Source organism: Nocardia sp. NPDC003979 (assembly GCF_053605015.1).
The window spans coordinates 29,930-49,449 of record NZ_JBSGIJ010000031.1 but is presented as its reverse complement, the minus strand read 5'-3'; the positions used below and the strand labels follow the sequence as shown (position 1 = coordinate 49,449).

Sequence of the window (19,520 nt, the reverse complement as noted above, 5' to 3'; positions counted from 1 at the left end):
AGGGGCAACTCCATGAAAGCCATACCCGGCACTCCCGGGTGCTGGAAAGCCTATGGCAGCCAGTGGCTTACAGCACCCACGAAGAAAGGTAAGGAACCCATGACACCCGACCCCAACCCCAACGCCTCCGGTGACTCCGGCGAACGCAGGGAATTCGCGATCCAAGTCCGCCTTGCCGACACCCTCGCAGGTGTCATCGACGATGCGCTGACGGAGCGGGTAGGGAACCACATCGCGGCCGACCGACGTCCCGACCGCCCACCACTGGGCGCCGACGAATTCGACGTATCTCTGCCCCAGAGCACTTCTGCGACAACAGAATTCGAGATCGCAATCGACACCGATTCGAATACGGCTGGGCAGGACCAACGAGCTCACACCTATCCCGAACACGAACCCGTACGCGGGGGATCGGAGGTCGAGCCGTGACCGAAAGCCGAACCAGCAGGGCGCGAATGACACAACTCGAGATCAACGACTTGATCGACGACAATGCCGTGCACCTGCGCCGCATCACCGATGTCGTAGCCCTCGAAGGGTTCGCCGTGGAACACGGATTGCGTGGCACCGCCGATTTCAGTCGGTTCGTCCGTGCTCTGCGCCGAGTCGCCGGCGTAGACTTCGCCGCGGTCTGCGCGCTGAATCAGGCCCAACAGCGCGTCGAACCGCTCTTCGCCGCTCAAGCAGGGCGGGGTCCTCGGCTGGTGCTGTGGAGCGCGGGCACTCCTACCCATTTCACCGTCGCGCGCACCGGAGGCGACCTCATCTGGCGGGAACGCCACCCAGGCGCGCGAACCATCACCGTCGCACGGGCCTCGGAATCGGGTGCGCAGCAAGCGATCTGGGTCGCTGGACTGGCCCGCGCCGAGTGGGGAGCACAGGCGGCCCGGCTACGACTGATCATGGCCCGCACGCACGGAGTCGACCTGGTCGGGCTGCACCACAGCGCGCTCGCGGCGAATCTGCTCCTAGAGGTGGTCACCGACCCGCTGCGCAACCCGGCAGGGCGCGCCTCGGGTGCGCCGATCGTGGAATGGCACGGCACCGACCCGGCGACCCTGATCGACTCCGACGAGGACAAGCCATGATCGCCCACCTGATCGCACCAACGGTGAGTGCAGTGGGCACGGCCTCGATGGCTTTGTGCGCGAGGCAAACATCCGACGAAACGGTGGACCGAGATTTCTGCCGAGCCCCTGGATACGGGCACGCGTGGAGTCTGGCCGGATTACAGGTGCCGCTATGAGCGGGGATCCGCTCGAGGAGAGCGGCCAGCAAGCACGCCAGGGGATAGTGCAAGCGCTGCAAACCGCGCACACTACCGCCGCACTCATGCGGGGCCGCGGAGGCGATAGCCGTTCCCGTAGTGAACACGACCAGCGGGTCGCGCACGCCGAGAATCGCGAAGCACGCTCGCAGCGTGAGCATTCGGTGCGGGTCGACACGACGATCTCCGAAGCGGAATCCAAGGCGGCGGTCAACGAAGCCCGCGTCGATGAGATCCGGGGACGGATCACGATCAACGAAGAAGCACAGCAACTTTCCCGACAGGAAACCGAAGCCAGGAAGGGGCGCTCGGAGCGTGAGCATTCGGTGCGGGTCGACACGACGATCGCCGAAGCCGAATCCAAGGTGGCAGTCAACGAAGCCCGCATCGAGGAGATCCGTGAACGGATCACCATCAACCACGAAGCACAGCAACTTTCGCAACGGGAAACTGAAGCCAGGATGGGGCGCTCGGATCAGGACCTGGCGCGCCGCGATCGGCTAGGCGAACAGCAGTACCAACACAATCAGCAAGTCCACGACGCCAAAATCGGAGGCTACGAGGGCCGCGAGACCCGCGCCGGTGAACTCCACGAGCTCGACGTCGAGTACAAGGAACTGCTGATCAATGTCCGCCGCCGCGCGGCGGGTTTCACCGAGACCTTGTCTGGTGAAGGCGACGTCGGACAGACCGCAGCGTCGTCGGCGGCATTCGCGGCGGCCGACGCCGCGCGAGACCTTTCCGAGGACCACGGCCTCGACGCCGATGCCTTCGAGGCGCGGTTCACCGAGGACTCCGGTCATGACGTCACCGACGTGATTGACGTCGAGACCGTCGACATCGACTTCGACGGCGACCTCGATGCCCCCTCGGACAACAGCCTCGACGGGAATTCGGACGAGGTCGCCGAACCCGAGTACTCACACCACGTCTCATTGGATGCGGTGCGCGGACTGGCCGAGGAACTGACCGCCGAGATCCACTTCGCGCACGCCGCCGCAAGGCTGCTGGAACCGGACCCCGACCCCGCCGCCACCATCACCGACGCGATGGATGCTGCACTCGATGGCGGCAGCGGTGAGAGTGCGGTGTCAGTGGACGTGATCGACCTCGATCCGGGCGGCCTCGATATCTCCTCGGTGACGGTGTCGGAGCCGGACCTATGAGCGGGCCACGGCGTCGGTACGCGCGGGCTGTGTGCCGAATCGCGGTGTCGTGATGGCCACTGCGACCGCGCTGCAGCAGCATCTGCTCAAGGGCATCCAGAACTTGGCACGCGACAACGAACAATATCGACCCCTACCACTGGCCGAGGCCGAGGACGCGGCAGAGCTGTGGGGGATAGGGCAGCGTTCACTGGCCCAGCTCGAAAAGGTCGCACTCGCAGTCGGGGTACCGAAACCGTGGGTCGACTACGCCCGTGCGGCCGGGCAGCGTGGTGTGCGCTGGCAACCAGGGCAGGCGATGTTGGGCTCGGGCCTGGTCGAGCGTGAGCAGCTGGTATCGGCATTGGGTCGCGAGGTCCGCGGTTTGCAGGATATGGCGGGGGTCGGCGCGGTCTACATCGGGCAGGGCGGCCTTGACGGCGACGTCCTCGCCCGATTCCGCCGCATCACGGGGATCACCTGGCAGCGTCTGGGCGCGATCTCGCACGCGCTGGGGCTGAGCACCGAAGAACAGCATCAGGTCTGGTCACGCGGGCACCGACATTGGTCCACCGAGGTGACCGACCAGCTACGTTCTGCGGACCTGAAAGTGGTGGCGCAGCAGTGGAACAGGATCGTCGCCACCGACTTCAGTGCCGCGACGATCCCGGTGGTCGTGTTGCAAGCGGCCGGGATCACCGCCGAGGACACGGCCGCGGCGATGCCGATCTCCCCGGACCGCATGGTCGCCCAGGTGGCCGACGCACTCACCGCCCAACACGCACCCACCAGTGCTGATCAGTCCCTCGATGATGCGGCGATCGCGATCGAGACCGCCCTCGCTGCCGATGCGCCAACACACCCCGCACCCGAGCAGACGGACCTGCCGAACTCCGATCCTGTCGCCGTCTTCGTCGACGCCGACCCGAACCAAGGAGTCGAGCGATGACCGACACCGATACGCACCCTCGCCAGCTTTGTCACCGACATCGCCAGCATCCGCGGCCGGACCGCAGCGGTCCCGGCATGACCGGTGCTGGTCGACACCGCCATCGAAACCGCGACCGAACTCCGAACCGGGAGATCTTCATGACCGCACCGAATGAGCCGCCTGAGACGGTGCCGCAGTGGCAGATGCGAATGCTGCTGACGATCGGGCATTTGGCAGCTGAGCACGCCCGGATCCTGGACGCGGGCTGGACCGGCTTCGACGCCGTCGATGACGGCGGCCCCGAGGCTGCGTGGCAACAGCATCTCGAGGCTCTCGACGGGGAACGTGAGGGCTGGGAGCAAACGGCACTGAGCGCGGGTGTCGACGCCGGGCAGATCGCTGACGCCGCCGCGCTCGGGCAACAGCGCAGCCGTCCTCGTGTCGATGCCACTACCCGGGCGCTGTCCTCACCCGCTCGCGACGACGCAGCGGCGAGCTTTCACGTCGACATGCTCGCGGTGGAGTTGTGGCGGCTCGAACGGATGGCCGCCATCCACGCCGAGCGCAGCGAACGCATCGCCTCCGGCCGCTACAGCTTCGGCGGCGACCCGGAAACCGAGGCGAAATTCATTGCCAACATGGAGCTCTTCCACCAGCGGGCCACGGTGCTCGCTGGCGCGGCCCGCATCACGGCTCAGGAGGCGCAGGAACTGTGGGGCTCGGGCGCGGAGCCGGTACGTCGCCACCATGCCATCGACCTGGAAAGGGACAACGAGCTCGATCTCATTCAGAAGTGGAAGACCTACGCCCGCCCGACGGACGAACCCACCAGGCCGTTCTACGTTGCCCCCGACCCCGCTACCGGCACCCGTGCCGTTGCGACATCCGTTTCGCCGCCGACCCCGAAACAGATGATCCTCGCCGCACAAGCATCGATGCGCGCGGAATTCCTCGACGCCGCGCTGGCCGGGGCCGACACCGAACTCGGCACCGACGCCACTACCGCTCTCGCCGCTATCTCCGCCGCCGTCGACGACGCGCTACCCGCCGGCTTCACCAGCACAGCGCCCGGTGTCGGCACCGACCACCGCATCGACATCGACCCCGATCCCGGCCACCACCTCGACTACGGCAATGACCCTTAGAACGCGCGGATCAGCAACAGCCACAGCTGATTACGTCGATGTCCGGTCACGGGTACTGACCGCGACATTCGAACCTGCTCACCAGGGACACCGAACACCTTCTGCTGAACCAGAGGCCGTGCGATGTCACCACTTCCCCCTTCCATCACCAACCGAGCACCCCGCCACCGACACCCCGCCAGGACACAGCGATGACCTGGCATCAGACCCAACCCGGCTCACCCACCGACCCCGACTACTACCGCGACGCCGCGAGCCCTCGAGAAGCGAAGCTTCGCGCCGACTTCACCCGCTACCACTACCTGCGCGAAATCGCGCCGTACGGGGAAACCCCCGCAGAGATCGCCGACCTCACCAGCCGCGCCGAAGTATTGGATACCCAGTGGCGGCGGTCGGGGCCGGTAGAGCAACGCAGCCTGTGGTCGCAGCTCGATGCCGCCACCGCGGTGTGGCAGGCGCGACCGGAAACCACCCGCGCCGAGTACTTCCGGCTCGCCCAAGCCAAAGCCGCCGGTGACCTGCCGGTCGATGACCTGGCATGGCGGACGCTCAGTCAAGCCGCCGTCATCACCGGACGCATCGAACCCGGCATCACCGGTTCGGTTCAAGACGGCGCCCGCTCACGCCCCCAGGACAGAGCCCTGGGTGCGCAGGCCGACCCAGCCAACCTACTCGATCGCGCCCTGGGCGGACGCGGCCCCGAGATCGTCTCCATGGACGAGATCGACGCGATCATCGCCGCCACCGACGCCCTGCTCGACACCGAAGAACTACACGGCGACCTCGACACCGGCACCGACGAACGCGCGGTGGCGCGTGCGAGCGCGCTGCGACAGGTACAAGACCTCACGGCCGAGCACACCCATACGAGCACGCATTTCACCGGCATCCACAGCGACGACCAAAACCTGATCGCACAGCTGGACAACCTGCTTGCGCAGACCCGCACCGCGCGCGACACCGCCGAACTGTCCGGTGCCACACCGGAACAGATCCACACCGCCTATCTGGCCGGACGCGACGGCAGCTACGTCCACGACACCACACCCATCGATCCGCCTCCGGAACCCCGGTGGGCCGAAGCCGAGCCCGCCGCCCGGATCGAGGCGGCCGTGGCCGCGGCGATCGGCGAACCGCAGCCCGGCCAGGGATCGGTGCCGGAACCCGAGCCGGTCGACGAACTCGACGCCAGCAGCCACCGCGAGATCGGAGTGTCGCGATGAAATCCGCTGTCCCCGAGCCGAAATCAGTCACTGCCACCGCAGAAGGAGTTCGCCCATGATCTCGAACCGCGAGACGCGCCGCCGCACCAAAGGCGGTCTTGGAGAGGAAACCACTCTGCTGCTGCTGTTTCTCGCCGCGCTCGCGGCCGGGCTTACCGCCTGGGCAGCCCTCGCGGTGGGCAGCTGGGCCGCAGGGCTACCGGTCACCCTCCATCCCGGAGCGGCGCTGGCGGGGGTAGCTCTCGGTGCGCTCGCGTGGCCGTGGCAAGCCAGCGTAATGGCCGTGCTGTTCTACACGGTCGAAGCCGCAATTGTCGTCGCGGCTCGCCATCGGTTCCGCGCGCCGAGCGAGATCGATGCTGCCGCGAAAACCATGCAGCGTCCCAACCAGATTCGCGTGGCCCGCGCCAGTGACAACGTCGCCGCCAACGAGCGACTACTGGCCGACGCACCTGTAGAGATCCGGGCGTTGAAAGGCCCTCCGTTGGGCAGGACCGTCGTCGGTGGCATCGAGTTGTTCGTGCCCGCCGAGCTGGGCGTGACGATCGCGGCGGGCACCCGCACCGGAAAGACCATGGCATGGGCGATCCCGGCCGTGCTCGCCGCGTGGGGGCCGTGCCTGGCCACCTCCAACAAACCCGACCTCTACCGGCACACCCTCGCCGGGCGCGAACAACAGGGCCGTATCTGGCTGTCGGACCTGCAAGGAGTCACCGGCACACCGACATGCGGCTTCTGGGTGAACCTGCTGACCCAGATCACCAACCTACCTACGGCGCGCAAACTGGCTTCCTTCTTCGTTTCCGCCTCCTCGGGAACCGCGGCACAAGCGGCAAATGCCAAGGTGGACAGCTACTTCGACGGCGGCGCGCAAGAATTGCTGGCGCTCTATATCTTGGCTGCTGCCCGCGCGGGCGGGGATCTGCTGCATGTGGCCGAATGGCTCGGCAAAGACCAAGACCAGACCCCGGCAATGATTCTCGATGCTCACGGCCAGGGTCGACCCGCGGATCGGATCCGCGAATCCCAGGCCCTCTACTCCCGTCAGCGCGATGGCCTGTATGACATGGCCCGACGATTTTTGAACGTCTTGGCTGACGCCGACTACGCGCGCATGGTCACTCCACCGTCACGCACGCGGTTGCGAGTGCGGGAGCAGACCGACAAACGCCGCGGTGCCACGTCCATCGCGATCGAAGAAACCGCGTTGGGGCGCACGCACGATCTGCCTGAATTCACACCCCAGGACTTCGTCAACTCCACCGACACCGTCTACGCGCTGAGCATGGCGGGCCCCGACGGCGCTACGCCGCTGACTTCGGCGCTGGTCGGGCAGATCATCGAGGCAGCTCTGGCCGCAGCCAGGGCCCGCGCCGACGGGCGGCTGCGGGTACCGCTGCTGGGCGTGCTCGACGAGGCCGCCAACTGTGCTCGCCTGGCCGAGCTTCCCTCCTACTACACCTATGCCGGCGGTTGCGGGATCATCCTCATGACGATCCTGCAAGTCCTCGAACAAGGCGAAGACCTGTGGGGCGCAAACGGTTTGAAGACCATGCGGGCCCAGTCGATCGAGGTCTACGGCGGAGGAATCGCCGCAGTGGACTACCTGCAGCACTGGTCGCAGATGGCGGGCCAACACGATGTGGCCGACCGCTCCCGCAGTCGCGGCGCGGGAGGAACCAACCGGACACTGTCTTGGCGAGCCGAACCCATCCTCGACATCGCACCCCTGGCGGCGCTGCCCAAAGATCGTGCATTGGTACGCATTCCCGGGCATGGCCCAGTAGTGGTCGAGAAGATCTGGTGGCAGAACACCGAATACGCACCGATCATCCACGAGTCCCTCAAACGGTTCGCCACGAACACGGAATCGATGATCACCGTCGCGAACGGTGACGACGATCCGGGCTCGCAGGGGAGCTCACGGTGACCGGCCCGGCTCCTGCCGCAACCAGCGGTGGAGGAACGGGGAAGAAGAAGCCACCGCCCCAGCCCGCGTATCCGGATTTCGTGGCGTTCGCCGAGACGTGGCTGCTGCCGCTGATCAGTGTCCGCCTCTCCCAGGGGCAGCGCGACGAGACTCGCACGTGGTGCGCGCAGTGGTGGCTACATCGACCGGTAGCGGTGCGGATCGCGCATCTGCATTCGGCGTTCGAAGCCTACCGAGGCAGCGGCGCCAGCAGTTTCGTCACCGGTCACATCGACCCCCACATGCGCGTGATCCTCGACGCCGCACGCGGGCCTCTGCACCGCTGCACCCCGACCGAGCATGTCAGCGCCCCATCGCTGCCGTTCCAACCCTTTCCCACCGACAGAATCACCGCACCCGACGCAGGCGATGACGACAGCGAGTCGGTCCAGGATGCAGATCCCGCCACCACGTCCGAAGACAGCGACACCGCCGAGAACAAGTCGCCGCCCCCGCCGCGATTTCACCACTACGCGCTGTGGGTGCAGCAGTGGTTGCTTCCGGTGACCGCGGTGAGAATCGCCGCCCAGCAACGTGAGGGGACCTACACCTGGTGCACGCGGTGGTTCGACCACCACAGTGTGGCGGTCCGGTTCGCGCTGCTGCACGCCGCCTTCGAGGCCGCGGTGATCTCCAAGGACAACACCGCGATGTCGAACCTGTTCGTGCGCAACATCGATCCGACCATGCGCATCGTCCTCGACGCCGCTCACGGGCCCTTGCACCGCTGCACACCCTACGATCACCAGCACCTGCCCGGATTGGCCAGCACCCGGGTACCCCGCAACTGGTTCGGCCCGCTCGGCTCCCGGACCCCGGTCGAACGGGCAGGGTTCGGCCCCGACTTCCGCGCCTACGCGCCCACGGAAGAAGGGCGAACCCCATGACCGAACCGACTCGGGCCCAGGCCCGCGTTTTGGAAGCCCTGCAAAACCGCAGTGTGGCAGTCGTGGGATTGCTCACCCAAGCGCAAACCTTCGACGGTCTCGCACCGCAAGAATGGCTGGTGACCTATCACCACCAAGCGGTGGCGTGTGCGGATCTGGCCGCCGCCGCGCGTGCCGGTGGGGTTCCGCGAGTGTGGATCGAGCAAGTCCAAGCTCGCGGGGAAAGCGGCGTCCCCTGGGATCCAAGGTCAGCTCTCGTCGATCCCGGCCCGACAGACTGGGACCGAATACTGACCGATCTCACCACCGACGTCGCCCGCATCCAGGAATGGGAAGCGCTCGACGCGGCCTACCACCAACTCGAGCACCCGACCGGCGAGACCGCGTCGGCAGGCTTGCGCACCAAACTCGACGCTGTGCGGATGCGCACTGCCGGAGTCACCAACATCCTCGGCCTGACGTCCGAGCTGTCGGTGGAGCTGTGGGGCGACGTCTCGGACTGGGCGCACTACGCCGCCGCGACACTCGATGGTGTTTGCGGCGAACAGATCGTGCACCGCTGGCACGCAGCAACCGAAACCGACACCCGCTCCTACGCCGGACAAGCCGCAGCCCTGGCCACCGACGCCGCAATACCCGTCGACGACGCCGCAGCGCTCCCCACGACATCGGACCTGCGCGCTGCCATCAACACCGAATTGGGCAGCGTACAAGCACAGTTCGTCTCCGCCGGAGCCGCTATCGGCAGCGCGGTAGAGGCAGCGATCTCACCACCTGCCGATGTGCCCGCAGAGGTGGTGTTCAGTGCCCCGTCGGAGCCCGACCGGCCGTGGACCGGGGTTGTCGAACACGCCGAGGCGGCGCTGGTGTTGTCGAACGTGGACGGAGCAGGTTGGTGAGCCGGGTCCCGATGCCGCAACGTGTCCGCGATATTCGTCCTGACTACGCCGAAGGGCTGCGCCGGGTACACCAGCTCACTGCCGAAAGCGCCCGGCTGCACCGGACTCTCAATGCCGTAGGGCTATTCACCGCGGACCGGCCGGAGCTGAGTCAGCAGAGTACCGCCGTGGACCGTGAGCGCGCACTGCTCGAGATCGACCTGCGTGGCAACGGTGTCCCGGCGGTGTGGCTCGACGTCGCTCGACGGCTGGGGTCGTCGCAGCGACCGTGGTCGCCGGACCAGATCCTGCCCCCGGTGCGTACCGATTCCGGGCGTCGCAGCAGCAGCCGGGTCGCGGCTGATACCCACTTGGTGGTCGACATGGCCGCAGTGAGCGTGGTCCGTGAGCACCTTCTCAGCCATCACCGCAGCCCCGCGGACACCGACTCGGCACCGGCGGTCCAGTTCCGCCGCAATATGGGCGCGGTCTGGCGGCGCAGCGTGATCACCGCCGACACCATCAACCTCGACAAGACAGAACTGACCCAGGTCACCGACGCCGCGACTGCCGACCTCACGCGGCGGATCAGTCTCTACCGCGCCATGAGTCTCGACGATGTCCAAACCCTCTGGGGCGCCTACACCGGCGGCGCTATCGCGGACACGTACCGCAAATCCATCACCGCCAACACTCCGTCCGGTCACCACCCGAGCCCGTCGCTGCCCACCCCACAGCACTGGGTCGACCAAGCCCGTGCGAGCCTGGCCGGCGGACGGTCCCCGGAGCCCAACCACGCTCTCGACCAGGCCATCGCCGCCGCGATCACCGGACCGATCCGCCACGAGGAGCCTAGCCACGACCTCGGCTACGGAGATGACGTAGTCGCGGGTGCGGATGTGGTGATCGAGGGCGGACGGGACCCATGACCACACGCCGAACACCCCGCCGCGCAGTGAAATTCGAGTGCCGGTCATGACCCGCCCACGCGGGCGGGGTGACCCCAGCCGACCGAACAACCGCCGCCACCGACGGCGACCCACCGTGGTCGCCCGAGACATCCGGTCGCGGGCCCAACCCTCACCAGGAGAACCTGACATGACGATCACCCGTGAACGTCTGCACCGCCAAGCCCTCGACCTGCGCAGCATCGAGTTGGGCGAGCACCGCGTCACCTACCTCCCAGACGGTGTCGCCCGTATCGACCCCCGCCGTTGGTTTCCCGACGCCGACGAACAGATCTGGCGGCAATTCGCCGACCTCATCGACGAGGACGGCTACCTTGCCGCCAGCGTCGGCGCCCTGCTGATCGAATACGGCAACCGCGCCATGCTCATCGACGCCGGATTCGGACCCCTGGCAGTCCCCACCCCAGTCGGACTCCTTCGCGGGGGGCGGCTACTTGACAGCCTCACAGCCGCCGGGCGCAGCGTCACCGACATAGAACTCGTCGCGCTGACCCACCTGCACATGGACCACCTCGGCTGGCTGTGGCAGTCCCACCCCGACACCACCACCAATATCTTCGCCGACATCCCCATCCTGGTCGCCGACACCGAGTGGCAACAGCCTGAGCGCGCCATCGCCGCTGGCACCCCACCCGAAGTCCTCGACCTCATCGCCGCCCAAGTTCTCCGCACCGTCGGCGAGGACGAGATCTTCCCTGGTGTTCGCCCGGTCCCCACTCCCGGCCACACCCTGGGCCACACCAGCTACCGACTCACCAGCGGTGACCAACAACTGCTGGCCTTCGGCGACGCCCTCACCACCCCCGCTCAAATCACCCACCCGGACCTGACCAGCGTCGACGACGAAGACCCTCACCGATCCCGCGAAAGCGCCCGATGGCTCATCGACCAACTCACCCAGCCAAACATCCTCGGATTCGGCATGCACTTCGCCGACATCCAATTCGGCCGCGTCGCATCCCTGAACGGCACTCACCACTGGCAACCCATCCAGACCACCCACTGAACCATGCGAAAGCCAGATCACCGGCCACCCATCTCATCACTACCAGGAGGACAACGATGACCGGACGACAGACCACCCGTACCAGTACCGCCGCTACGCCTTCGCCCAGCCGTGTCGCGGTGCGTGAGATCGACAGCGAATCCGAGCTACACCAGTTCAGGCGCTGGGCGGCCATGTGCGGATTCGGCGACCCAGACCTGCTCGTCGAGCAGCTGCTCGGCTTCCACCGGGACGGACTGCTCGGCAGTGACCGCGCCACAGTCCACGACACACTTGACACCCACGGTGTCCCCGCCGCCGCGGCGACCCGCACCACCGCGTTGGTTGCAGTCGCCGACGGCAGCATCGTCGGTGGCATCCTCACCGGACCCACCATGTGGTCGCTGACCCGCGCCATCGTCAGCAACCCCGACCACCTCCTGCTCGCCTTGCTGCGCATCGCGGAAATACAGGTCCTCGCTGTCGAGGAAAACCACCGCCGCCTCGGTGTCGGCACCGCACTCGTCCACGCGGCCACCGCTGCCGCCCGAACGATGAAGGCCCACATGGTCTACGGCGAGTTCCCAAACACCCCGACACTGACGAGCTTCTATCGGGCAGCCGGGTTGACCGTGCATCACCCCGACACAGCGATCGAGTTCAGCGAACTCGCCGGCATCGACCTGACCCTCACCCCAGACCCCGAAGACCGAGTCTTCACACATGGCCTCCGCTGAACATTTCGACGGGAAGACCGAACCTGCCCAAGAAATCCGGCGGCAGGGAAGGCAGCTGACCCTTCCCGCCGGGGCACGAAACATGACGACACCCCGACATGACTGCCAGAGCACGCGTCGAACAAAGCGGCAGCTGGGTGACAGTCGTTGCAGGTGGGCGCGGAGATGTTGCGAGCATGCCGGTCGGAGATCAACCCGCGAGCCCGGAGACAGGCGATTCACGTTCGACCGTGTTCGGAGCGACGAAAATGCTGGCCGCATGGGATGGCGCAATTCGCCTGTCCTTGTGAAGGTTTCGGGTGCTCGAACACGGTGGTCATCACAACCGGCACCTGGTCGCGGGCCACCTGCGCTGCCGAAAGTAGGGCGGTCGTTGCGGACCGTTCTGCTCGCAAAAAGAACCGAGGTGGCGTCGCAATAAGAACGCGTATGCGCCTCGGATACCGGAACGGGTGTCTCCCCGCGAGCACGGGGAGACACCCGAAGGAACTCTGCGAAGCGGTTGCCACCGCCCACAGAGCAGATGCAGACACTTGGAGAGCTCTGCCATGACCACAGTAGATGTACCCGGGATTCTCGCAGGCCCCCATTGGGTACGCACGGCGTCTTCCTCGCCCCCTGATCCGACCGTCGACTCGTTGCGGGGGGGTCTCCCTATGTTTTCGTCAACCCTGGTGTCGGAGGCGGGTTGGCGCTCGGAGTCGATGGTGCTGCGCGAGGTGATGTAGTGACCGGGCGATCGGGTTCGGTCTCAGCGCACGATGTCCATCAGTAGTTCCGGCAGGTTGGTGAGGATGCCTGTTACGCCGATGTCGACGAGTCGCTTGAGATCGTTCTCGGGGGCGTCGGCGCTGATGTCGCCGTAGAGGGTGTCTGCGCAGGTCCATACCGGTGCTCCGCGCGCGACGACGCTTTCGATTAGCTGAGCGCCGGTGTTGGGGTCGGCCAGCAGCCAGGCTGGCCAGAGACGGACGATGTCTGCGCCGGCGGCAAGGAACGCCGCGATCTCCGATGGGTCCGGCGGGAGGTCCGTTCGTCCGGGCACGAGCGCCAACGTCCGCAGGCGTGGATCCAGTTGTTTGAATTCGTGCAGGTCGGTGACCATGCGCGGACCGAGGATCACCTTGTGTGAGGCGTCGAAGTGATCGGTCAGCCCAACGATTTCCTCCTTGGCTTCGGGTGGGCAGTCCTTGATGTCGAGCAGCAGCTGCATCCGATGTCCCTGCAGCACCTCGAGCGCTTCGCGGTAAGTCGGTATCCGCTCTCCGCTGAAGGCCGAACCGGCGAGCGAGCCAGCGTCGAGAGTCTTGATCTCGGCCAATGTCAGGTCGGCGACTCGGCCGTGACCGTTGGTGGTCCGATCTACTGTGTCGTCGTGCATAACGACGAGATGCCCGTCGGCAGTGACTCGAAGATCGATCTCGATTGCGTCGACGTCGAGTGTGATCGCGCCGCGAAAGGCGGCCAGCGTGTTCTCCGGGAGACCAGGCGCGAGTCCTCGGTGCGCGACGACGGTTACTCCGGTCGATGTAGGCACTCGTTGAGTCTGGCACTTGTAGCCCGGCGCTGCCGAACACCGACGTAGAATTCACGCGGCCTGTCTGGCCGGATCACGGTAGCTTTCTTTGTTTTTCAGCATTGCGTAGAGGACATCGCAGCGGCGGCGGGCCAGGCATATGAGGGCGGCGTTGTGTTTCTTGCCCTCGGCTCGTTTCCGGTCGTAGTAGGTGCGCGAGGCGGGATCGTGTAGGGCGGCGAAAGCGGAGAGGAACAACGCCCGTTTGAGCTTGTGGTTGCCTGATCGGGACGGGAACTCGCCGCGGATCGAGCTGCCTGATCGGTGGGTGATCGGGGCGATGCCCGCGTAGGAGGCCAGGTGGCCGGCCGAGGCGAAAGCGGTGCCGTCGCCGACTTCGAGCAGGATGCGGGCGCCGGTCCTGACTCCGATGCCCGGCATCGAGGTCAGGACCTGGGAAAGAGGGTGATCGGCCAACATCTCCTCGATATCGATGGCCATCTGTTTGCGTTGCAGCAGAACAGTTTTCAACGAGTCCGCGAGTTTCGGCAGAACGGTCTCGGCGGCGTGAGAGCCGGGAACGACGACGGTTTGGGCGGGCAACGCGGCGAGGACTTCCTCGACCAGGCGGGCGCCCATGCGGGGCGCGTGTTTGGTGGCGATGGCGGTGAGTTTGCGTCGCCCGGCGGCTCGGATTCCTTCCGGGCCGCCGCAGCGGGACAGGATTTCCAGCACGGCCGGGTGCGCGACGCGGGGGCCGAGGACCCGTTCGAGAGCGGGATGGATGCTGGTGAGCAGGCCGCGGATGCGGTTGCTGGTGCGGGTCGCTTCTCCTGCGAGGTCGTCGTCGAACCCGACGAGAACACCGAGCTCGGTGAGGGTTTCGTCGCCGGTGTCGACCTGGCGCAACGTGTGCGGCATGGTGCGCGCGGCGTCGGCGATGATGTGGGCGTCTCGGGCATCGGTCTTGGATTGACCTGGGTAGAGGTCGGCGATACGACGCATCGACAACCCGGGCAGGTAGGCGATGTCGTGACCGCAGGCCCGAGCGACGGTGACCGGTAGTGCGCCGATGGTGTTGGGTTGATCGACCACGATCAACAACCGTCCGCGGTCGGCGAGCTGGTCGAACACCGCCCGTAGCCGGGCTTCGTCATTGGGCAACGCTTTGTCGAAGAGCCGTTTGCCGTTCGGGTCGAGGCCGACTGCGTGGTGCTCGCCTTTTCCGACGTCGATGCCGCAGAACACGGCATATGCCTGTGTCACTTCGTGTTTCCTCGTCAGGTCAGAAAACGCTGGTGGAAACGGTCGCCCGATCTGGCGTCAACGCCCGGCACCCACGTTACGAAGAGACCTCAGTTGCGGCCCTGTCCCCATTAGCGGTCCGTCGACGCCACCGGTGCCCGGCGACACCACCCCCCGGATCATGCGTTCGACTGGGGGAAGTAGTCATACCGGGTCCGGCGACCGTGGGCCTGGTCTCAGACCCACGAACACGGTAACGGGGGGCCGCGACCGCACAGAACCTGAATTCCATTGGTGTCGAGCGTAGGAACGACCGAGAGGAAACAGCCCAGCGACCTCTGCGCCTGACCGGCCGACTATCGGGATCAGCCGATACAGCGCTGCGTTGTGCAGGTCGGACCCACACGCGCACCGTTGAAGTCAACGTTGCTCGTGTGCGTGGGCTGTGCGTGTCTCGGCTGTCGACCTTTAGCGTGCCGTGGTCGAGATCGGACGCGCGAATTCCATAAAATGGCTAGCGTCGTCCGAATGCGAGCGGGATTCTCACGGCCGTGTTTGAACGACGCCGTAGTGGCCGGAGATTCGCCAGGCCGGGTCCGATGACTCCAGGCGGTCTGATGTAGAGCCGTCGATTCCGATTGCCAAGTCGGACTTGAGGGTTCGAAGTGCGATGACTGCGGACGGGAAGTATTCGGTGAGCCGGTTGAACGGAGTTGCTGTGGGCCAGTGTTGGTCGCCTGTCAGGCGCCGGTAGTTGAGGTCGCCCTTCAAGATCACGGCATCGGTGGCAGCCAGTTGGTCGTTGAGATCGCTTGGCATTTCGTGAAAGGACAATGGTGCGCAATAGAATTCATGACTCGACAGGCGCAGCCTGTCGTCGCGAATCGCCGCGTCGAGGTATTCGGCAGTGTCGGAGGCACGGCCGGGGATGGATGCCAGGAGACGCAGTGTCGAGAGGAAGTCCGCTGTGGTGGCGTCGGAGACGTAGTACGGGTGTGGCTTGAGATGGAGTTCGACATTGAGTCCGGTGTTGACACGCAGGAGATGGTCGATCAGCAGTAGATCGGGGATCAGTTCACGACCGGAGTTGTCCGCGATCAGCGCTATGGTGCCGTCGGTGACACCGCGGAGGAGTTCCACTGCTTGCGTGGTCTGGTCGGCGATGATGTTGGCGTCGTCGTGCTCGCGCGCCGCGGAGGTGGGGTCTGATATCCGGAATCCGAGGTCGGCTCTGTTGCCCCAGAGGGCGGTGTGGATCAGAGCAGCGGTTTCTGTCGATGATTCGTCGTGGTCGGGGTTCATCGCTGCGAGTTCCGCTGCGAGTTCTGCGACGTGGAGTTCGGTGTTCTTCTGGATGAAGGGGTCGATTCCGTGCCAGGGGCCGTGTTCGTAGTAGCCGACTGCTTCTAGCAGCAGCCGATAGAAATAGCTTTCCGCCCATAGGAACGGCGCGTCGAGCCAGTCGCGGCCGTAGATTCCCTCACCCCAGCAGTCCCATGCATGCTTGCCTGCCGCGCCGTCCGGTAGCGGCTGGATCGTGCTGGTGATTTCCTCGCGCAGCGAGTCGAGTCGTCGCCGAATCTCGGGCGGGTAGGGGTGGGCGGATTCGATCTGGTCGATCAGAGTGGGGTGGCGCTGGGTCAGGACCTTCCACGAGAACGAGTCCTTCTCGCTGGACAGGATCGGCTGAGCGGAGGTGGTGCTGTTGGACATCAGGCTCCCATCGCGGGCTGGGGAATGGTCAAGGTGGTCATACCGCCCGCGCTAGCAATCGTGACATGGCCTCGGGTCGGGTGAAGCTTGCGGCCTGACAGGAGGCGTCGACACGGACCTCGGAGTGGCGGGCGTCGGTGAGCGACCACCAGCGGGCAGTGCCGTTCGCAGCGACCGAGACGACATGGTCGCCGAGGAATCCGAGCATCAAGACGCGGCCGGTGTGGCCGGAGAGCTCTGCCAAGGTATTGCCGGTCCGAGTGTCGCGCACCATGATCGCGCCGGTCCCCGCTCCGACAGCCAGACGTGACCCGGCAGAGTCGAGGGAGACGGTTCGGCTCCATCCGCCAGCTGCGGGTACGACCGACAGCAGGTCGCCCTGGCCATTCCAAAGTCGAGCTGTGCCGTCCCCGCATGCCGCCGCCAGAATCGTGCCACCGTCGTCGAATGACAGTGAACGGATTCGCCCAGCATCTGTGCAGGTCTCCCAGAGGAGGTCACCGGACGGCAGACTCCAGACTCGGACATTTCCATCGCGATCGCTGGCAGCGATCCGAGTCCCGGAGCCAGCGATCGCGACTGCCCATGTCCTGCGCGCTTCACGATTGAGAACAAGCTTCCACTCGGGATCGACAGTCGATCGCATGTGGACCTGGCCGTCGCCGCAGGCTGCGGCGATGTAGCCTACGGCGCAGGCCAGCGACCATATCCGTCCGGGGCCGACGTGGATCGCCGCGCGTTTCACGCCGGCCTCATCGGCCTCTTTCTGCCCGACCACCTCGCCGCCGCCCCTGTCCGCGCTGGAAGCGGGCGGCCGGCTCCCTGCGGAGTGTTTCGGTTCAAGCGCGGCACCCAACAGTAGGTGTGACAACAACCCCGTCCGAGCGATCGGGCTACTGCGGTCCACCTCAGCTGCGGGGGACGTGTGATGGAGTGCGGCCTACTGTAGTTGACGTCGGTTGGGGATGGTTCGTGAAGTTGGGGTGGCATGGTGGGGTTTGAGACCGGTGGCAGGCCCGCGCGAGAGCGTCTTAGGCGTGCGATGCAACGGGAAGAGTTCTCGTTGGAGCAGATCGTCGGTGAGTTTGCGGTGCGGTGGGGATTTCGTCCGCGACAGGCATGGAGGCACGGGCGTGGCATGACCCAGGATGAGGTCGCTGCCGAGTACAACGCGTTGATAGGGGACCCTCAAGCGCCGATGAGTAGCAAGCGGATCTCGGACTTCGAGGCGTGGCCGAAAGGTGGGGTCAAGCCGACTCTGCATACGTTGTCGGTGCTGGCGCAGCTCTACGACACGCAGCCGCATCACCTCGTTGATTTCGCGGACTACGAGGCGATGACCCGCACCGAGCGGACCGCGCTTCGCGCACACGACCACCTCACGGTGCCTGGGGACCGGGGAGTCCCCACCGCGGCCGCAGGTACGACCGCCGAGGTCGCGAACGGCTGTGCGGCCTACGTGAAGTGTTGTTTGTCGATCATCGAAAGTGGAACGTTCTACCGCGAAGAGATCGACGAGCTGTTAGTGGTGTTGAACCGGGTTGTCACCACGTTGGTGTGTCAGGACGCCGCATGGCTCGACGTTGTGGTGCCGACGCACTCGGACGCACCCCTCGTGGCGGCCCCACTGGTCAAGGGGTTGGTGAGCGAGCACGGATGGTTGCAAGTGTGGGCCAGCGGTGTCCGTCGGACCACACGACCAACTCTGATTCCGATCCAGGTGAACGGGACTCCGTGGCGCGGAAGCGGGAATGCGTTCCTGTCGCGAGGCATCGACTACGTCGGATCGTTTCGCGGACTGTATACCGCGCCCGAGTACGATCTGGCCCCGGATGTAGCGTCGGAAATCGAGGCCAGGTACGACTATTGGCGCGATGAGTGCTACTTCGGCGCGTTGCTGGCCGCGGCGATCCGATCTCCGGAACCCGGAACGTCAGCCATCATCGGCGTTCTCAATCTCAACTTCAGATTCGAAAACCCCATCGGGGACGGCGACACGCTTGAGCCGCAGCGATCGGTCGCGATACTCGATGTCCTGGAGCCCGCGTTGCGGCTCATCGGCACGGCGATTCAGATGCACCATCAACCGAGGGACGGCACAGAATGAAGAAGAGCGCACTGGTGGTTATCGACATGCAGGAGTTCTTCTTCGTGGAGAACCCGAACGTCGACCGCCTGGATTTGGGGAAGCGCTGCAACGAGATCATCGACATCGCTAGGCAGGCGGGTATGCCGGTTGTCCACGTCGTCACGCTATATCGGGAAGACCGGGTCGACTGGCCGAAGGCGTGGAGTACCGGGGAGAGCTGGTGTGCGAATCTGGTGCGGGGCGGCGAGTTGGCGAAGGTCGTCGACCAATTGTCTATCGAGCCAGATGATTTCGTCGTTGAGAAGAAGCGCTTCAGCGCGTTCTACAACACCAACCTCGACGATCTCCTACGTAGCCTCGACTGCGATCACCTCTATCTCATCGGGTACTCCGCCGACGTCTGCCTCCGATTCACCTCCGTCGACGCCTACAACCGTGGCTATGCGGTATCTCTGGTTTACGACGGGATCGAGTCGTTCCGCGAAGACAAGGACGCCTCGGTGACGTACCTCGGCTGGCTCGTCGATGCCGAGTGTGTCCCTCTGAGCGAATTCCGGACGCGAAACCAGCCGAAGACAGCGGCGGTCTAGAGGCCCCTCGTCACGGACCTACGCCTCGCTGCGGCTGGGGAAAGTGACGGCCTCGGCGCGGCGGTACCATCCAGCGAATCCGCGCGCGGGGGTGCGTGTTTGGTGCGGTCGCCGCAAGGTGATCGTGATGCCCGGCCCGAGTCGATGGATGTACTCAAGCCTGCGGACTTCCGCTGGTATGGAGCCAGTTTCTGCTGGTCACAGCCGGGAGCCGACCGAGGGGAAGTTCCTC

Annotated in this window: 18 protein-coding genes; 14 read left to right on the top strand and 4 right to left on the bottom strand. The window is 65.6% G+C overall.

Annotation, left to right across the window (positions count from 1 at the left end):
• From ACWEVR_RS32415 to ACWEVR_RS32360, 12 genes are all read left to right on the top strand, one after another.
• On the top strand, positions 1-429 hold a 429-nt coding region (locus tag ACWEVR_RS32415), incomplete at its 5' end, for a hypothetical protein (protein ID WP_452470028.1).
• A 26-nt stretch (positions 430-455) separates the two neighbouring features.
• Complete coding sequence (locus ACWEVR_RS32410; RefSeq protein WP_452470027.1) at positions 456-1,088, top strand: hypothetical protein; 633 nt, start codon at positions 456-458, stop codon at positions 1,086-1,088.
• 55 nt (positions 1,089-1,143) lie between these two features.
• Positions 1,144-2,433, top strand: a complete 1,290-nt coding sequence (locus tag ACWEVR_RS32405) for a hypothetical protein (RefSeq protein WP_452470026.1) — start codon at positions 1,144-1,146, stop codon at positions 2,431-2,433.
• A 52-nt stretch (positions 2,434-2,485) separates the two neighbouring features.
• Positions 2,486-3,361: a hypothetical protein gene (locus tag ACWEVR_RS32400; protein WP_452470025.1), complete on the top strand. Its 876-nt coding sequence runs from the start codon at positions 2,486-2,488 to the stop codon at positions 3,359-3,361.
• A gap of 140 nt (positions 3,362-3,501) precedes the next feature.
• Positions 3,502-4,488 carry a hypothetical protein gene (locus tag ACWEVR_RS32395; protein ID WP_452470024.1) on the top strand — a complete coding sequence of 329 codons (987 nt, stop codon included), beginning with the start codon at positions 3,502-3,504 and terminating at the stop codon, positions 4,486-4,488.
• Between the two features lie 191 nt (positions 4,489-4,679).
• Entirely contained in the window at positions 4,680-5,711 is a 1,032-nt protein-coding gene (locus ACWEVR_RS32390) for a hypothetical protein (protein ID WP_452470023.1), read from the top strand.
• Positions 5,712-5,766: 55 nt separating this feature from the next.
• On the top strand, positions 5,767-7,641 hold the full coding sequence (locus tag ACWEVR_RS32385; protein ID WP_452470022.1) for a type IV secretory system conjugative DNA transfer family protein: 1,875 nt from the start codon (positions 5,767-5,769) through the stop codon (positions 7,639-7,641).
• On the top strand, positions 7,638-8,567 hold the full coding sequence (locus ACWEVR_RS32380) for a DUF4913 domain-containing protein (protein ID WP_452470021.1): 930 nt from the start codon (positions 7,638-7,640) through the stop codon (positions 8,565-8,567). Before ACWEVR_RS32385 ends, ACWEVR_RS32380 begins: the two co-directional genes overlap by 4 nt.
• Positions 8,564-9,466 carry a hypothetical protein gene (locus ACWEVR_RS32375; protein WP_452470020.1) on the top strand — a complete coding sequence of 301 codons (903 nt, stop codon included), beginning with the start codon at positions 8,564-8,566 and terminating at the stop codon, positions 9,464-9,466. Before ACWEVR_RS32380 ends, ACWEVR_RS32375 begins: the two co-directional genes overlap by 4 nt.
• Positions 9,463-10,374 carry a hypothetical protein gene (locus tag ACWEVR_RS32370; protein WP_452470019.1) on the top strand — a complete coding sequence of 304 codons (912 nt, stop codon included), beginning with the start codon at positions 9,463-9,465 and terminating at the stop codon, positions 10,372-10,374. Before ACWEVR_RS32375 ends, ACWEVR_RS32370 begins: the two co-directional genes overlap by 4 nt.
• Positions 10,375-10,543: 169 nt before the next feature.
• Positions 10,544-11,419 (top strand): MBL fold metallo-hydrolase, encoded by an 876-nt coding sequence (locus ACWEVR_RS32365; protein WP_452470018.1) that lies wholly within the window; start codon positions 10,544-10,546, stop codon positions 11,417-11,419.
• A gap of 56 nt (positions 11,420-11,475) precedes the next feature.
• Positions 11,476-12,135, top strand: coding sequence for a GNAT family N-acetyltransferase (locus ACWEVR_RS32360; RefSeq protein WP_452470016.1), 660 nt, complete (start codon positions 11,476-11,478; stop codon positions 12,133-12,135).
• A 751-nt stretch (positions 12,136-12,886) separates the two neighbouring features.
• Here the strand turns inward: ACWEVR_RS32360 and ACWEVR_RS32355 are convergent.
• From ACWEVR_RS32355 to ACWEVR_RS32340, 4 genes are all read right to left on the bottom strand, one after another.
• On the bottom strand, positions 12,887-13,672 hold the full coding sequence (locus ACWEVR_RS32355) for a glycerophosphodiester phosphodiesterase (RefSeq protein WP_452470015.1): 786 nt from the start codon (positions 13,670-13,672) through the stop codon (positions 12,887-12,889).
• A 51-nt stretch (positions 13,673-13,723) separates the two neighbouring features.
• On the bottom strand, positions 13,724-14,917 hold the full coding sequence (locus tag ACWEVR_RS32350) for an IS110 family transposase (protein WP_452470014.1): 1,194 nt from the start codon (positions 14,915-14,917) through the stop codon (positions 13,724-13,726).
• A 522-nt stretch (positions 14,918-15,439) separates the two neighbouring features.
• Positions 15,440-16,609, bottom strand: coding sequence for a damage-control phosphatase ARMT1 family protein (locus tag ACWEVR_RS32345; RefSeq protein ID WP_452470013.1), 1,170 nt, complete (start codon positions 16,607-16,609; stop codon positions 15,440-15,442).
• Positions 16,610-16,646: 37 nt separating this feature from the next.
• The gene (locus ACWEVR_RS32340; protein ID WP_452470012.1) at positions 16,647-17,387 is read right to left on the bottom strand and encodes a WD40 repeat domain-containing protein; all 741 of its coding nucleotides are present in this window, start codon (positions 17,385-17,387) and stop codon (positions 16,647-16,649) included.
• Positions 17,388-17,747: 360 nt separating this feature from the next.
• Here ACWEVR_RS32340 and ACWEVR_RS32335 point away from each other — a divergent pair, with 360 nt between their 5' ends.
• Entirely contained in the window at positions 17,748-18,716 is a 969-nt protein-coding gene (locus tag ACWEVR_RS32335) for a hypothetical protein (protein WP_452470011.1), read from the top strand.
• Positions 18,713-19,288 (top strand): cysteine hydrolase family protein, encoded by a 576-nt coding sequence (locus ACWEVR_RS32330; protein ID WP_452470010.1) that lies wholly within the window; start codon positions 18,713-18,715, stop codon positions 19,286-19,288. Before ACWEVR_RS32335 ends, ACWEVR_RS32330 begins: the two co-directional genes overlap by 4 nt.
• Positions 19,289-19,520: the final 232 nt, after the last annotated feature.

Excerpts from the sequence above, each read along its gene's own strand:
- ACWEVR_RS32375 (WP_452470020.1), top strand. The coding sequence starts at position 8,564 with ATGACCGAACCGACTCGGGCCCAGGCCCGCGTTTTGGAAGCCCTGCAA.
- ACWEVR_RS32385 (WP_452470022.1), top strand. The coding sequence starts at position 5,767 with ATGATCTCGAACCGCGAGACGCGCCGCCGCACCAAAGGCGGTCTTGGA.
- ACWEVR_RS32390 (WP_452470023.1), top strand. The coding sequence starts at position 4,680 with ATGACCTGGCATCAGACCCAACCCGGCTCACCCACCGACCCCGACTAC.
- ACWEVR_RS32365 (WP_452470018.1), top strand. The coding sequence starts at position 10,544 with ATGACGATCACCCGTGAACGTCTGCACCGCCAAGCCCTCGACCTGCGC.
- ACWEVR_RS32335 (WP_452470011.1), top strand. The coding sequence starts at position 17,748 with ATGACCCAGGATGAGGTCGCTGCCGAGTACAACGCGTTGATAGGGGAC.
- ACWEVR_RS32395 (WP_452470024.1), top strand. The coding sequence starts at position 3,502 with ATGACCGCACCGAATGAGCCGCCTGAGACGGTGCCGCAGTGGCAGATG.
- ACWEVR_RS32330 (WP_452470010.1), top strand. The coding sequence starts at position 18,713 with ATGAAGAAGAGCGCACTGGTGGTTATCGACATGCAGGAGTTCTTCTTC.
- ACWEVR_RS32400 (WP_452470025.1), top strand. The coding sequence starts at position 2,486 with ATGGCCACTGCGACCGCGCTGCAGCAGCATCTGCTCAAGGGCATCCAG.
- ACWEVR_RS32345 (WP_452470013.1), bottom strand. The coding sequence starts at position 16,609 with ATGTCCAACAGCACCACCTCCGCTCAGCCGATCCTGTCCAGCGAGAAG.
- ACWEVR_RS32360 (WP_452470016.1), top strand. The coding sequence starts at position 11,476 with ATGACCGGACGACAGACCACCCGTACCAGTACCGCCGCTACGCCTTCG.
- ACWEVR_RS32410 (WP_452470027.1), top strand. The coding sequence starts at position 456 with ATGACACAACTCGAGATCAACGACTTGATCGACGACAATGCCGTGCAC.